Origin of the sequence: Klebsiella sp. 10-1 (assembly GCF_009758445.1) — a bacterium.
Taxonomy (GTDB): Bacteria; Pseudomonadota; Gammaproteobacteria; order Enterobacterales; family Enterobacteriaceae; genus Klebsiella; species Klebsiella scottii.
In genome coordinates this window covers 120,296-135,222 of sequence record NZ_WQRE01000005.1, presented here as the reverse complement: position 1 = coordinate 135,222, position 14,927 = coordinate 120,296, and the positions used below count along the sequence as shown (strand labels likewise).

Sequence of the window (14,927 nt, the reverse complement as noted above, 5' to 3'; positions counted from 1 at the left end):
TCTGACTACGAGACTCATACTATGACCGACAAAAAATATATCGTTGCGCTCGACCAGGGCACCACCAGCTCCCGGGCCGTAGTGATGGATCACAATGCCAATATCGTCAGCGTTTCTCAGCGTGAATTTGAGCAAATTTATCCCCGGCCGGGCTGGGTTGAACACGACCCGATGGAGATTTGGGCCTCGCAAAGCTCCACGCTGGTAGAAGTGCTGGCGAAAGCGGATATCAGCTCCGATGAGATCGCCGGCATCGGCATCACCAACCAGCGTGAAACCGCCATCGTCTGGGAACGTGAAACCGGCAAACCGATTTATAACGCCATCGTCTGGCAGTGCCGCCGCACCGCCGAGATCTGCGAGCAGCTCAAGCGTGACGGCATGGAAGAGTACATCCGTCAGGCCACCGGCCTGGTCGTGGACCCGTACTTCTCGGGCACTAAAGTGAAGTGGATCCTCGATCACGTTGAGGGCGCGCGCGAACGCGCTAAGCGCGGCGAGCTGCTGTTCGGGACCGTTGATACCTGGCTGGTGTGGAAAATGACCCAGGGCCGCGTGCACGTGACCGACTACACCAACGCCTCGCGTACCATGCTGTTCAATATCCACGACCTGGACTGGGACGACAAAATGCTCGACGCGCTGGATATTCCGCGCGCCATGCTGCCGGAAGTGCGCAAGTCCTCCGAGATATACGGCCAGACCAACATCGGCGGTAAAGGCGGCACGCGTATTCCTATCGCGGGTATTGCCGGCGACCAGCAGGCGGCGCTGTTCGGCCAGCTGTGCGTCAAAGAGGGGATGGCGAAAAATACCTACGGTACCGGCTGCTTTATGCTGATGAATACCGGCGAGAAAGCGGTTGCCTCCACCCACGGCCTGCTGACCACCATCGCCTGCGGCCCGCGCGGAGAAGTTAACTATGCCCTTGAGGGCGCGGTATTTATGGCCGGCGCCTCTATTCAGTGGCTGCGCGACGAGATGAAGCTTATCAACGACGCGTTCGATTCCGAATATTTCGCCACCAAGGTGAAGGATACCAACGGCGTGTACGTGGTTCCGGCGTTTACCGGCCTCGGCGCACCGTACTGGGACCCGTATGCTCGCGGCGCGATCTTTGGCCTTACCCGCGGCGTAAACGCCAACCACATTATCCGCGCAACCCTGGAGTCTATCGCCTATCAGACCCGGGACGTGCTGGAGGCGATGCAGGCTGACTCAGGTATCCGTCTGCACGCGCTGCGCGTCGACGGGGGCGCGGTCGCCAACAACTTCCTGATGCAGTTCCAGTCCGATATTCTCGGCACCCGCGTCGAGCGCCCGGAAGTCCGTGAAGTCACGGCGCTGGGTGCGGCTTACCTGGCCGGTCTGGCGGTTGGCTTCTGGCAGAACCTGGACGAGCTGCAGGAGAAAGCGGTGATCGAGCGCGAATTCCGTCCGGGGATCGAAACCACCGAACGTAACTACCGCTACAGCGGCTGGAAAAAAGCGGTGAAACGCGCCCTGGCGTGGGAAGAGCACGAAGAGTAATCCCGCCGAAACCGTCCCGGTAGCGCAGCGCTTACCGGGACGACGGCTTCATGCGCAACGTTTTTTCTTCGCCCGGATAAGGTGCCCGGCACCGGCTCCGGGCTTATTTTTCGTCCCGCCATGCGAATGCCTTTTCCCCACACCTTTTCGGCGAAATTATTTTTCCCCAAACGCTGGCAAACGTTTGCTTTTGCACTACAGTCCGATAAAATTTCCGCTTTGCCACCTTGGGATTGCTTGTGATGTCCGTGAATACCGCCGAGCCAGAAAATGCGCAACCGGTTGCGCATAAACAAACCAGCGAATTAATCTACCGCCTCGAAGACCGCCCCCCGCTGCCACAAACGCTGTTCGCCGCCTTCCAGCACCTGCTGGCGATGTTTGTTGCGGTGATCACGCCGGCGCTATTAATTTGTCAGGCTCTGGGTCTTCCCGCCCAGGATACGCAGCACATCATCAGCATGTCGCTGTTTGCTTCCGGCGTGGCATCCATTATTCAGATTAAGGCCTGGGGACCGGTCGGCTCCGGGCTACTCTCCATTCAGGGCACCAGCTTTAACTTCGTCGCCCCGCTGATTATGGGCGGTACCGCGCTCAAAACCGGCGGCGCCGACGTGCCGACGATGATGGCCGCGCTGTTCGGCACCCTGATGCTGGCCAGCTGCACGGAAATGGTCCTCTCCCGCGTTCTGCACCTTGCGCGACGCGTCATTACCCCGCTGGTCTCCGGCGTGGTGGTAATGATTATCGGCCTGTCCCTGATCCAGGTTGGCCTGACCTCCATCGGCGGCGGCTACTCGGCGATGGCCGACCACACCTTCGGCGCGCCGAAAAACCTGCTGCTGGCGGGTATCGTGCTGGGGCTGATCATTATTCTTAACCGCCAGCGCAACCCGTACCTTCGCATCGCTTCGCTGGTTATCGCGATGGCGGCCGGCTACCTGGCGGCATGGTTGCTCGATATGCTCCCCACCAATACCGCGGCAACCAACAGCAGCCTGATTATGGTGCCCACCCCGCTCTATTACGGTCTGGGGATTGACTGGAACCTGCTGCTGCCGCTGATGCTGGTGTTTATGATCACCTCCCTGGAAACGATCGGCGATATCACCGCCACTTCCGACGTTTCCGAGCAGCCGGTTTCCGGCCCGCTGTATATGAAGCGTCTGAAGGGCGGCGTGTTGGCCAACGGCCTGAACTCGTTTGTCTCCGCGGTATTTAATACCTTCCCGAACTCCTGCTTCGGTCAGAATAATGGCGTGATTCAGCTCACCGGCGTTGCCAGCCGCTACGTTGGTTTTGTGGTGGCGCTGATGCTTATCGTGCTCGGGTTGTTCCCGGCGGTAAGCGGCTTTGTGCAGCATATCCCCGAGCCGGTGCTCGGCGGCGCGACGCTGGTGATGTTCGGCACCATCGCCGCATCCGGCGTGCGCATCGTCTCCCGCGAGCCTCTGAACCGCCGGGCGATCCTGATTATCGCCCTGTCGCTGGCGGTCGGTCTCGGCGTTTCCCAGCAGCCGATGATCCTGCAGTTCGCCCCTGACTGGCTGAAGAACCTGCTCTCCTCCGGTATCGCCGCCGGCGGTATTACGGCGATTGTGCTGAATTTGGTCTTCCCGCCAGAGAAAAACTGATCCCGCCTTGCTCCCCGGCCGCGCACGGCGGCTGGGGCAGCCTGAAGTTTGCCCCTTTTAGCCCCCTCACATCATCTGATTACACAATTCCTGTCTTGAGGATTGCGTATAATTCGGGCATAACAGCCTTATGTGCCTCGCTCAGGATGTAAGACCATGAAATTTCCTGGAAAGTTGATTCTCTGGCTGCTGGCCGTTCTGCTGGTCGCGATCGTTGCCGCCTGGTTCCTGCTACAGACCCACTGGGGCTCGCGTCAGGCCAGCGCCTGGCTGAGCGACGGCACCGGCTGGCAGGTCTCCTTCGATGCGATGGATCACGACTTCTCTGCGCCTCTCCACCTGCGGCTGCAAAACGTGACGTTCGGTCGCGACGGCAAACCCCCGACGCTGGTTGCCAAAACGGTGGATATCGGTTTCAGCACGCGCCAGTTCAGCGATCCGCTGCATGCCGATGAGATTGTGCTCAGCGACGGGACGTTAAACCTCTCCCCCTCCTCCGCCTCTTTGCCCTTTGCCGCCGACCGCCTGCAGCTGCGCAATATGGCGTTTAACAGCCCGGAAACCGGCTGGGACCTGAGCGCGCAGCGGGTGACCGGCGGCGTCAGCCCGTGGGCGCCGGAAGCGGGCAACGTGCTGGGCAAAAAAACGCAGATTCAGATGAGCGCGGGCTCGCTGACTCTTAACGGGGTTGAGGCCAGCAACGTCCTGATTCAGGGAAGTATTGATAATGGCGAAGTCACGCTGTCCACTCTCGGCGCCGATATCGCCCGCGGAACGCTAACCGGCAACGCTAAACGCGGCGCCGACGGCAGCTGGCTGGTTGATAATCTGCAGCTTAATGAAACCCGCCTGCAGAGCGATAAAGCGCTGGCTGACTTCTTCGCCCCGCTGACCACCGTCCCTTCGCTACAAATTGGCCGCCTCGATGTGACCGATGCCAGCCTGCAGGGAACCGACTGGGCGGTCACCGGCCTGGACCTCAGCCTGCGCAATCTGACCTTAAGCCACGGCGACTGGCAGAGCGAGGACGGTACCCTGTCGATGAACGCCAGCGAATTCATTAACGGCTCGCTGCACTTCCTCGATCCAATCCTTAATGCCGAATTCTCGCCGCAGGGTATCGCCCTGCGTCAGTTTACCTCGCGATGGGAAGGCGGGATGGTGCGCACCTCCGGCCGCTGGCTGCGCGACGGCAAGGCGCTGGTGCTGGATGACACCGCCTTTGCCGGGCTGGAATATACTCTGCCGGAAAACTGGAAACAGCTGTGGATGGAGCCGCTGCCGGCCTGGTTACAGAGCCTGACGCTGAAGAAATTCGGCGCCAGCCGCAACCTGGTTATCGATATCGACCCGCAGTTCCCCTGGCAGGTCACCGCCCTGGACGGCTACGGCGGCGAGCTGCAGCTGGTGAAGGATCGGCGCTGGGGCGTATGGAACGGCAGCGCGACGCTCAACGCCGCCGCCGCGACCTTTAACCGCGTTGACGTCCGCCGCCCGTCGCTTAAGCTCAGCGCCAACGCCTCAACGGTCAATATCAACGAGCTTAGCGCCTTTACCGAGCGCGGTATTTTACAGGCCACCGCCGCGGTGTCGCAGCTTCCCCAGCGCCAGGTTAACCTCAGCCTGAGCGGGCGCGGCGTACCGCTGAACGTCCTGCAGGCGTGGGGCTGGCCCGCGCTGCCGGTTTCCGGTGACGGCAATTTCCAGCTAACCGCCAGCGGCAGCGTGCTGGCCGATGCGCCGCTCAGGCCCACGGTGAACGGCCAGCTCAGCGCGACCAATATGGAAAAACAGCAGGTTGCGCAGGTGATGCGCAGCGGCGAGGTAAGCGGCGCCCAGCCCGCGCCTGTCACTCCTTAATTTCCTCGTCCTCCAGCCTTCTCCCTGCGGGGAGAAGGTCCCCCTATATTCCCCACCCCTGAAACCTGTTGCCATTTTGCGGCTGTTTGTGCCTATTTCCCGCAACATGTTCCTTTCAAATAGCAGAATTGCTATAACCAAAATACTGGAAGTCAAAAAAATAATTAAAGTCCCTGTAGCTACAAAAATAAAAGGAACAACTATGTCCGCAATACGTCAACATGCGCTGGAGAATATGCAAAAATTCTCCAGAGCGATGATCGGTGCTGTATTGTTCTTGCCGGTCATCGGTTTAATTCTGGCACTCAGTTCTGTCTTAACTAACCCAACATTAATTTCTGAAACCAGTTTTTTACATCAGCTTGGTCAACTGCTCGGCGATACCTTCTGGCCATTATTCGGCAATCTCGGATTACTGTTTTGCGTTGGTATTAGCTACGGCCTGGCAAAAGATAAAAAAACGGAAGTGGCGCTGGTTTCGGTAATGTGTTTTATCATGTTCCTGGGGGCCAACCACTCGTGGCTGGAGCATACTCACGGGATTGCCGAAAAAATTAACGGCGAATATTACGGTACCGGCCAGACGCAGATCTTAGGGTTCGTGGTGGTCGATATGGGGGTATTCCTCGGCATTATTCTCGGCTGCACCATCGCCTGGGTACATAATAAAGTCTCGACCATTGAGCTGCCCGGCGCGCTGTCGATGTACGGCGGCGCGAAGCTGACCCTGGTGGCAATGACGCCCGTTATCATCTTCTATGCGATCGCCTTCACCTGGATCTGGCCGTTTATGACCCACGGCATCGCGGCGTTAACCGGGTTTATGAAAAACGCCGGCGTCGCGGGCGTCTTCGTCTACGGCTTCTTTGAAAAATTTCTTATCCCCACCGGCCTGCACCATTTCGTGTGGTCGCCGTTCCAGCTGACGCAGATCGGCGGCACGCTGAACGTTGACGGTCAGGTCGTTTCCGGCACCCAGGCCATTTTCCTCGCCTATATGCGCCATCCGGATCTCACCCCGGTGATGAACGAAGCCCTGCGCTTCTCCCAGCAGGGGATGACCACGATTTTCGGCCTGGCCGGCGCCTCGCTGGCGTTTTACCACACCGCGAAGCCTGAGAAGAAAATGCTGGCCAAAGCGATTCTGCTGCCCGCCATTATCACCTCGATGCTGACCGGGATTACCGAGCCCATTGAGTTCACCTTCCTGTTTGTTTCGCCGCTGCTGTGGGTGATCCACGCGACGTTAACCGCCGCCTCGCAGGCCATTTGCGACATCTTCACCGTTCGTCCGTGGGGCGCATCCGGGCTGATCGAATTCCTGATTTATAACCTGCCGCTGCCGGTTTCGTTAACGCGCTGGCCAGGCTATGTGCTTATCGGTATCGGTCAGTTTGCCGTCTACTACGTTATTTTCCGCACCCTGGTGGTAAAACTGAATTTGAAAACGCCGGGCCGCGAAGACGATGAAAATGTGAAGCTATATAGCAAAGCGGATTATCGCAAAAAGATGAGCGATAAGTCGGCGGTCACCGATGAAATTATTAATGGCTTAGGCGGCAAGGATAATATTATTTCCGTTGATAACTGCTTCACCCGCCTGCGGGTCGCTATTAAAAATATGCAACTGGTTGACGATGATATATTGAAAAGCACCGGCGCCAACGGCGTGGTGCGCAACAGAAATGAAGTACAGGTTATTTATGGCGTCAAGGTGGGACAGGTTCGTTCCCGGGTTGATAGCTGGCTCGCAGAAAATTAATCAGGAGTTATTTATGAAATTAACCGTATTAGGCGGGGGCGGCGTTCGCTCCGCGTTCCTGGCAAAATCACTGGCTTATAACGCGCACCGCATTGGTTTAACGGAAGTGGTATTTCTCGACAGCTCCGCTGATAACCTGGCCATCTTCGGCGAGATCGCCCGCTACGTCTTCCAGGCTATCCGCCCGGATATTCACTTTAGCGTTACCCGCGATCCGGTCGCCGCGCTGACGAATACCAACTATGTTATTACCACCCTGCGGGTCGGCGGCGACGAGAGCCGTATTCGCGACGAGCGCATTGCGCTTGAGCATAATACGTTAGGCCAGGAAACCACCGGCGCCGGCGGTTTTGCCATGGCGATGCGTTCAATACCGGCGATTCTGGACTACTGCCGCCTCATCGAAGAGCACGCCGCCGAGGACGCGATCCTGTTTAACTTCACCAATCCGTCGGGGCTGGTGACCGAGGCGATTATCAAGTCCGGCTTTAAGCGCCGGGTGTACGGTATCTGCGATGCGCCGTCGGAGCTGATTCGCGAGCTGCCGGAGATCCTCGGCTGCGACGAGCGTGACCTTGGCGTCGAGTGCTACGGCCTGAACCATTTCTCCTGGTTTACCCACTTCACGGTGCGCGGAGAAGACGTGACCGAACGCCTGATCGCCAGCCCGGACCTGTATCGTAAAACGGCGATGCAGTATTTCTCACCCGAGCTGGTTCAACTGTGCGACAAGCAGCTGCTGAACGAATATCTCTATTATTACTACTACCGCGAGGTGGCGTTAAAAGCGATTCAGGAAGCGCCGGAAACCCGCGGGGAGCAGATCGCCCGCATCAACCGCGATATGCGCGATGAGCTGCAAACCGTTGACGTACACGCCAACCCGGAAGCGGCGTTCAATATCTGGATGAAACACTACCTGCGCCGGGAAAACAGCTATATGCAGAATGAGTCGCAGCAGGAGAAGTTCCATACCCGCGAGCCGCTCACCCTGCAGCAGTTTATCGAAGAGCCGGATACCGGCGGCTACGCGGGCGTGGCGCTGGATATCCTGGAGGCGGTCAACAGCACCACCACCAAGCGTATCGTGGTGTCGATATCCAATAACGACACTCTCGATTTCCTGCGCCCGGATGATGTGATTGAGATTAGCTGCGATCTGAGCAAGGACGGCCTGAAGCCGGTCACCCCGGCGCACGTGCCGACGGCGCAGAAGAACATGATCGCCAGCGTCAAAGAGTATGAACGCCTGGCGGTGGCGGCGATCCTGCAGCGGGATAAGTCGCTGGCGATACGGGCGCTGATGGCTCATCCGCTGGTCGGCTCCTGGTCGCTGGCGCAGAAGCTGGTTAACGCCTACCTCGATGATAAGCTGGTTGCCGACTGGCGGTAATCACCCCCAGCCTCCGGGCTGCAGCCTCAACGCCGCAGCCCGGAAGCGCTGCGGCGCCGCGTCTAAAGGGCATCGTCCGCCCTGCCTTTTGCGGTCTGAATAAACCACATCTTCAGAAAGCGCTCAAAGCCCAATATGCAGTAGCCGAAAAACGGGTTGCTCCAGTAAATATCATCATCGAACTTCTGCGGATCGTGAATAATAAACGCGGTATCCGCCGCCTGAGCCAGCGGGCTTTGATAGTCGCCGGTAAAGCAGACCAGGTTAATCTCTTTCCCCTCCAGCGCCTTTACCCAGTTTAGCGCCGAGCTGCTGCGCCCGGATTTAGAAATTATCCAGATCGAGTCAAATTTGGCGGCGTTTTTCTGTTCGAGAATTTCATAATCCGGCCACAGCGCGAGGCTGGCGTTTACGCCGGTCACCAGAAACTTATTATAAATATATTGCGCAATCAGCTGCGAGAAGCCGCTGCCGTGGACCAGGATGCGGTGCTGCTGCAGGCTTTCCAGCAGCGGGGTGACCTGCTCCGCCGGCAGAATGCTCATATAGTCGATGTCGTTGGTGACATCGAGCTTAGGCATGGTGATATTGAATTTAATAAAATAGACCAGCTCCAGCCAGCCGCTGAACTTGAGCTTCTTTGCCAGACGCACCAGTGAGGAAGGATTGCTGTAACAGCGCTCGGCGACGGCGCGGATCCCCTCCCGCACGCAGCGTTCGGGATCGTGCTGAATACAGCGCAGGACGGTCATTTCCGTTTTACTCAGCTTAACGTCACGAAAGATGTTTTCTAAATCCATTCCTGGCTCCTCTCAGCGGCAGATTACGCTATCACCGAACGGCGATAGTGTCTGTGGGGTGAGTCACCGCAATGAAACAGATATTACTTTTTGCTAATAAATAGAATAAAAAAACCCTTTCATCGCTGCAATATCGGGGGCGGTCAGAAGGAAAAACGGCGAAGTCGGCCACCCAACGGAGCGGCGCTTCAGGCTTTTCTGAACGCCAGCGGCATCATGCACAGCATCTTTTCGGGCTTTTTTAGCGGGCGACCCGGCACAGGGACCCCTTCGCGGACGATATTGCGCTAGCGCGCGAGAATGTAAAAAAGTGTAAGCCACGGATTTTGAAAGGGTTTGACCAGGAGTGTTCTGTAAAGTCCAGTTTTAACAGTAAAAAAGTGCGTTTAGGTATGTGGTAAATGACTGAAAGTAGCTATAATGCGCCCCGCCTCCATGTAGCAATCGAGGCGCGGAAGATCGTCATCTCCGGTGAGGTGGCTGGACTTCAAATCCAGTTGGGGCCGCCAGCGGTCCCGGGCAGGTTCAACTCCTGTGATCTTCCGCCAGTTGCTCTCCTCTACACCATTTGATGGTGAATTCTGTGCCAGGCGCGGGTAATCACTCTTTCAATCCGTCATTAAAATCGATTCTGCATTCAGCATATTTTCGACCTTTTCGCTTTCTCCCATCCAGGCGTAGAATTTAACCTTTAGCTTTCAGCGCCATGCATGACCGTTTGGCAAATGGCTCCGGATGTTGCGCGAGGAAAACCAGAGCCTGCCCTGGCCGGTAAAAACAGCAGGATCCTCCTTGCCTCGCTTCTCATCAGAAGTAGTAGCCAATATTGACGTTAGTGCGGAAGTACCATTTGCCGCTGCCCTCGGATTCGGTGCTGGTCCAGCCCGTGGCGTTCAGCGCGCCGCCCCAGGGATTGGCATTCTTCGCCCAGCTGAGGTCGAGCCACAGCATCACCGGCAGGGCGAATACCTGTACCCCCACGGTATTCATCTGCGAATCCTGCCAGCCGCTTTTATCTTTCCACAGCACGCTGTAGTCGTTATAGAAACGCAGCTTTGATACCGCTCCCCACTTCACATCGACGTCGCGAGCGAGGTTTAGCGACGCGGTGGTGCCCTTAGCCGGAATAAGATAGGCCGGCGTCAGGCCGTTGCCGCCCATCAGGATCGTATTGTCGCTGATGCCCGCCGGGTTCTTAGGATCGTACTGATAGCGAATCACCTGCGACGTGAGCTGCCACGGCCCGTTGTGCACCATTCCGTGCAGGCCTGCCGCCCAGAAGGTGCCGTCATCGTCCGTTTCGCGATTGTGCAGACGCGCCAGCGCCAGGGAGCCGCCCAGCTCGTTACTCCAGCCTCCGCCGTGAAAATCCCTGGCGATGCGGACGTTAACCTGATCGCGCTTCTCGTTACGCTGCTGATGCTGGCTCGGGTAAATGGTGTTCTTCAGGCGGCTGTAGTCGCCCACCTCCGGCGCATAGCGCAGATTTTCCGGCTCCATCCACGGAAAATAGGCCATATCCAGCGACCAGTTATTATCATGATATTGATAGTTCACCCCGCTGCCGGCATTGACGCCAAAGCCTAAATAAAAGGGAATGCCGTAGGACCAGCCGAATTGCGGATAGGGTTCAAGGCCAAAAGGTTTACCCGGAATACCGAGCGTAATATTGTTATTATCGTTTAAACGATAGCCCACATAGGCCCGGTCGATGGCATATTTATGGTGATCCTGAAACCAGAAGCCGGCGTCAAAGAAATAGTTATTATAAAACCCGCTGCTGTCGATACGAAAGGTATCAAAACGCAGATGCGGCAGGTGGCGATAATTACTGCCGTGCCAGTCTTCATAGCGGTAGTTGGCCCGCAGGGCGCCGCCGAAATCCACGCCGGCAAGATTATCGGCGCTGCGCCAGCCGAGATGCGGAAACGGCTTTCCTTGCTCCGCATGCGCGAAGCCCCCGGTACACGCGCCCAGCAGCAGCGTGATGATAATTTTACGCATAGCACATGCCTCACTTTATATTTTAATAAGCAACAGAAGTCCGCCGCCGCTAAATAGCGGCGTTTTTAATTAATTTGTCTCAGCGGTGAAACAATCAGCTAAATATCGCGATGATGATATTTTTGTCTCAAATATGAAACTCTGTTTATTATTTGATATAAAGAAAGTCGCATGCAGCGTGGCGTGAGTCAAGGCGTAAACTTTGCGCTATAACGCAATATTATTATTCATTACTTCAGGAATTAATATTTTTGAAGTCTACGCAAAATTATTCTCAAATATGAAACTGCGGGGGCCGGACTGTCCGATCCTTGTCGGGTAAGCGATTTTCTCTTTTTGAATATAACTCTTATCGCCGCCGGGCCGTTTTTCCCCGGCCGACAGAGGTCTATCCTCGACGCATTCAACCGATGAACCCCATTTGAAGACCGGAGAGTATATGAAAGCAATCGCGATTACCCGCGCAGCGGCAGAAGGCCGCAATATCCCCTTTTTAAGCGCCATCGAGCTGCCGGTTCCTACCGCCGAGGGCCATGACCTGCTGGTTGAGGTAAAGGCGATTTCCGTTAACCCGGTGGACACCAAGGTGCGCGCCGGATTCTCTGCCGATACGCCTCGGGTGCTGGGCTGGGATGCGGTTGGCACGGTAAAAGCCGTTGGCGAGGCGGTCACGCTGTTCGCGCCGGGCGATGAGGTCTGGTACGCCGGCGCGCTGGGCCGCCCGGGAAGCAATCAGGAATTTCAGCTGGTGGACGAACGGATCGTCGCCCTGAAGCCTCGCTCGCTGGATAATGCTTCCGCGGCCGCCCTGCCGCTCACCGCTATTACCGCCTGGGAATTGTTATTCGATCGCCTGGGCGTCCAGGAGGGCGGCAATACGGGCGACACGCTGCTGATCGTCGGCGCGGCGGGCGGCGTCGGCTCAATCCTTACCCAGCTGGCTCGCAGACTGACCGGGATGACGGTGATCGGGACGGCGTCGCGCCCGGAGAGCCAGAAATGGGTGCTGGACGCCGGCGCGCATCAGGTTATTGACCACAGTAAGCCGCTGAGCGAAGAGCTGGCCCGTATCGGAGTGAAGGAAGTGACCCACGTCGCCAGCCTGAACAACACCGAACAGCACTATTCGCAGCTGATTGATGCCCTGGCGCCGCAGGGTAAACTGGCGCTGATCGACGATCCGCAAACCCTCGACGCCCGGCCGCTGAAGGCCAAAAGCATCTCGCTGCACTGGGAGTTTATGTTTACCCGCTCAATGTTTGAAACGTCGGATATCATTGCCCAGCATCGGCTGCTGACCCGCGTCGCCGCGCTGATTGATGATAAAACGATTAAAACCACGCTCGGCGCACACTACGGCGCGATCACCGCGGAGAATCTGCAGAAAGCCCACGTTCAGCTCGAAACCGGACGCGCGGTGGGCAAAATCGTGCTGGAAGGGTTCTAAGATGACGGCGGAAGCAATCTCTATCATTGCGGTACTGAAAGCGCAGCCAGGAAAAACCGAGACGCTGCGCCAGGCCCTGCGGGCGCTGCTGCTGCCTACCCGCCAGGAGCCGGGTAACGTCGATTACTCCCTGTTCCAGCTTCGCGACACGCCGGACACCTTCTACATGCGCGAGTCCTGGCGCGGCCAGGCGGCGCTGGAGGAGCATATCGCCCTGCCGCATTTCCAGGCGTTTATCGCGCAGATGGACGACCTGCTGGCCGAGCCGCTACGCCTGGATTATCTGACGGCCGTTGAGCCCTAATGTGGCCCCAGCGCCCCCGCCTGCCGGGGGATCGTCCGCCCTTTTTTAACCCTTTGAGCTAATCCCCTCCCGCCCGGCGCTGGCCAGGCTACGCTTAGCGTTGCCGCGCAAAAAACACGCATCTCCCTCCGCCCTATTCAGCACGTTTATTCAGAAGAGGTTTCGCTATGCAGATCAACGCTATTGGTACTAACTCCGCCAGCCAGCCGCTGGCCGCGATGGCCATCTCCCGCCGCGAGCCTGGGCCGCACGATGTGCAGATCGCCATCGACTACTGCGGCGTCTGTCACTCCGACCTGCACCAGGCCCGCTCCGAATGGGCCGGGACGATCTACCCCTGCGTGCCGGGGCATGAAATCGTTGGCCGGGTCACCGCCGTCGGCGAGCACGTCTCCGGCTATGCCGCGGGCGACCTGGTGGGCGTCGGCTGTATGGTCGACAGCTGTAAGCAGTGCGAAGAGTGCGAGGAAGGACTGGAAAACTACTGCGACCACATGGTGCTCACCTATAACGGCCCCACTCAGGATGCTCCCGGCCATACGCTGGGCGGCTACTCTCAGCAAATCGTCGTTCACGAGCGTTACGTGCTGCGCGTGCGCCACCCGCAGGAGCAGTTGGCCGCCGTAGCGCCGCTACTGTGCGCCGGTATCACCACGTACTCGCCGCTGCGCCACTGGAACGTCGGGCCGGGCAAAAAAGTGGGCATCGTCGGCATCGGCGGGCTGGGGCACATGGGGATCAAGTTGGCCCACGCCATGGGCGCTCACGTGGTGGCCTTTACCACCTCGGAATCCAAGCGTGACGCGGCCAAAGAGCTGGGAGCGGACGAAGTGGTGGTGTCGCGCAACGAGGCGGAGATGGCGGCGCACGTCAAAAGCTTCGACTTTATTCTTAACACCGTGGCGGCCCCACACAATCTCGATGCCTTCACCACGCTGCTTAAACGCGACGGTACCCTGACCCTGGTGGGCGCGCCGGCAACTCCGCACCCGTCGCCGGAAGTGTTTAACCTGATATTTCGTCGTCGGTCGATTGCCGGGTCGATGATTGGCGGGATCCCGGAAACCCAGGAGATGCTCGATTTCTGCGCCGAACACGGCATCGTCGCCGATATTGAGCTGATCCGCGGAGATCAGATCAACGAAGCGTGGGAAAGGATGGTCAAAGGCGACGTCAAATATCGCTTCGTGATCGACAGCGCGACCCTCGCCGGCTAAGCCCCGCGGCGAAAGGTCCGCCGCCACTCCGCCGGGCTGACGCCGAAGCGGGACTTAAACTGCTGGCGCCAGGTGACGGCGGAGCGAAATCCGACCATTTCCGCCACCTGCTCAACGGGCATCTCGCCCGCTTCGAGCAGGATCTGGCTGCGCCGCAGCCGCTCGGCGGTGAGCCAGTCGGCAATGCTCATCCCGGTGGCCTTTGCAAAATGACGGGTCAGGGTGCGGCGGCTCATCGCCACCACCTGCGCCAGCGAATCGAGATTATGCGCTTCGTGAATATGCTGCTGGAGATACTCAAGCAGGCAGTTAATGCGCGCATCGCGGGTGCTTTTCGGCACCGGCTGGGCGATAAACTGCGCCTGGCCGCCTTCGCGATGGGGCGGAACGATCATCCGCCGGGCAATCTGGTTGGCCGCCAGGCTGCCGAAGCGCTGGCGAATAATATACAGGCAGCAGTCGAGCGCCGCCGCGGTGCCCGCCGAGGTGATTATCCGCCGGTCATCGACGTACAACGCGTTGATATCCAGCCGCACCTGCGGAAAAAGACGCTGAAAATCCTGCTCAAACTCCCAGTGGGTCGCCGCTCGCCTGCCGTCCAGCAGCCCGGCGTAGCCCAGCACGAATGCCCCCAGGCAGAGACCAACTATTTCGGCGCCGTTATCCCGCGCCCGCACCAGGCTATCGAGCAGGGCCTGCGGCGGGCGCTGATTCACCGCCCCCCAGTAGGGCACCACCACAATATCCGCCCGCTCAAGGGCGGTAAAATCATCCCGGGCGTGGAGCGCGAAGCCGTCGCGGGCGGCCAGCAGCCCCGGCCGCTCGGCGCACAGATGGAGATTAAAACGCTTGGTTTCTGACACGCTGTCGCCAAACAGCATGCAGGGAACGGAGTAGTGAAACGGGCTAAACCCTTCCACCGCGACAATCGCCACGTCGGTTAATTTCATCGCTGCCTCCCCTCCCGGCCAGGAGC

The 14,927-nt window shown here is 58.3% G+C and carries 11 protein-coding genes and 1 tRNA gene; 9 read left to right on the top strand and 3 right to left on the bottom strand.

The window, feature by feature from the left end:
• Positions 1-21: 21 nt before the first annotated feature.
• From glpK to GO007_RS18745, 5 genes are all read left to right on the top strand, one after another.
• The gene (glpK, locus tag GO007_RS18765; RefSeq protein ID WP_095102590.1) at positions 22-1,530 is read left to right on the top strand and encodes a glycerol kinase GlpK; all 1,509 of its coding nucleotides are present in this window, start codon (positions 22-24) and stop codon (positions 1,528-1,530) included.
• A gap of 242 nt (positions 1,531-1,772) precedes the next feature.
• Complete coding sequence (locus GO007_RS18760; RefSeq protein ID WP_095102588.1) at positions 1,773-3,164, top strand: nucleobase:cation symporter-2 family protein; 1,392 nt, start codon at positions 1,773-1,775, stop codon at positions 3,162-3,164.
• Positions 3,165-3,320: 156 nt separating this feature from the next.
• A complete protein-coding gene (locus tag GO007_RS18755; protein ID WP_095102584.1) occupies positions 3,321-5,024 on the top strand; it encodes an AsmA family protein in 1,704 nt (567 codons plus the stop codon).
• A gap of 202 nt (positions 5,025-5,226) precedes the next feature.
• On the top strand, positions 5,227-6,786 hold the full coding sequence (locus tag GO007_RS18750) for a PTS transporter subunit EIIC (protein WP_095102580.1): 1,560 nt from the start codon (positions 5,227-5,229) through the stop codon (positions 6,784-6,786).
• 13 nt (positions 6,787-6,799) lie between these two features.
• Positions 6,800-8,179, top strand: coding sequence for a family 4 glycosyl hydrolase (locus GO007_RS18745; protein ID WP_095102577.1), 1,380 nt, complete (start codon positions 6,800-6,802; stop codon positions 8,177-8,179).
• A 62-nt stretch (positions 8,180-8,241) separates the two neighbouring features.
• Here the strand turns inward: GO007_RS18745 and GO007_RS18740 are convergent, their stop codons facing one another.
• A complete protein-coding gene (locus GO007_RS18740; RefSeq protein ID WP_095102574.1) occupies positions 8,242-8,979 on the bottom strand; it encodes a MurR/RpiR family transcriptional regulator in 738 nt (245 codons plus the stop codon).
• A 453-nt stretch (positions 8,980-9,432) separates the two neighbouring features.
• On the opposite strand from GO007_RS18740, the gene GO007_RS18735 reads away from it, so the two are divergent.
• A tRNA-Sec gene (locus GO007_RS18735) sits at positions 9,433-9,527 on the top strand.
• A gap of 259 nt (positions 9,528-9,786) precedes the next feature.
• Here the strand turns inward: GO007_RS18735 and GO007_RS18730 are convergent.
• The gene (locus tag GO007_RS18730) at positions 9,787-10,983 is read right to left on the bottom strand and encodes a porin family protein (RefSeq protein ID WP_095102571.1); all 1,197 of its coding nucleotides are present in this window, start codon (positions 10,981-10,983) and stop codon (positions 9,787-9,789) included.
• A 439-nt stretch (positions 10,984-11,422) separates the two neighbouring features.
• Here GO007_RS18730 and GO007_RS18725 point away from each other — a divergent pair, with 439 nt between their 5' ends.
• The 3 genes from GO007_RS18725 to GO007_RS18715 all read left to right on the top strand — a co-directional run bounded on the left by GO007_RS18725 (position 11,423) and on the right by GO007_RS18715 (position 13,951).
• A complete protein-coding gene (locus tag GO007_RS18725; RefSeq protein WP_095102569.1) occupies positions 11,423-12,430 on the top strand; it encodes a zinc-binding alcohol dehydrogenase family protein in 1,008 nt (335 codons plus the stop codon).
• 1 nt (position 12,431) lies between these two features.
• Positions 12,432-12,734 carry a putative quinol monooxygenase gene (locus GO007_RS18720; protein ID WP_095102567.1) on the top strand — a complete coding sequence of 101 codons (303 nt, stop codon included), beginning with the start codon at positions 12,432-12,434 and terminating at the stop codon, positions 12,732-12,734.
• 167 nt (positions 12,735-12,901) lie between these two features.
• Positions 12,902-13,951 (top strand): NAD(P)-dependent alcohol dehydrogenase, encoded by a 1,050-nt coding sequence (locus tag GO007_RS18715; RefSeq protein WP_095102565.1) that lies wholly within the window; start codon positions 12,902-12,904, stop codon positions 13,949-13,951.
• Here the strand turns inward: GO007_RS18715 and GO007_RS18710 are convergent.
• Positions 13,948-14,901: a GlxA family transcriptional regulator gene (locus GO007_RS18710; protein ID WP_095102562.1), complete on the bottom strand. Its 954-nt coding sequence runs from the start codon at positions 14,899-14,901 to the stop codon at positions 13,948-13,950. The two genes, GO007_RS18715 and GO007_RS18710, sit on opposite strands and share 4 nt — an antisense overlap.
• Positions 14,902-14,927 lie beyond the last annotated feature (26 nt).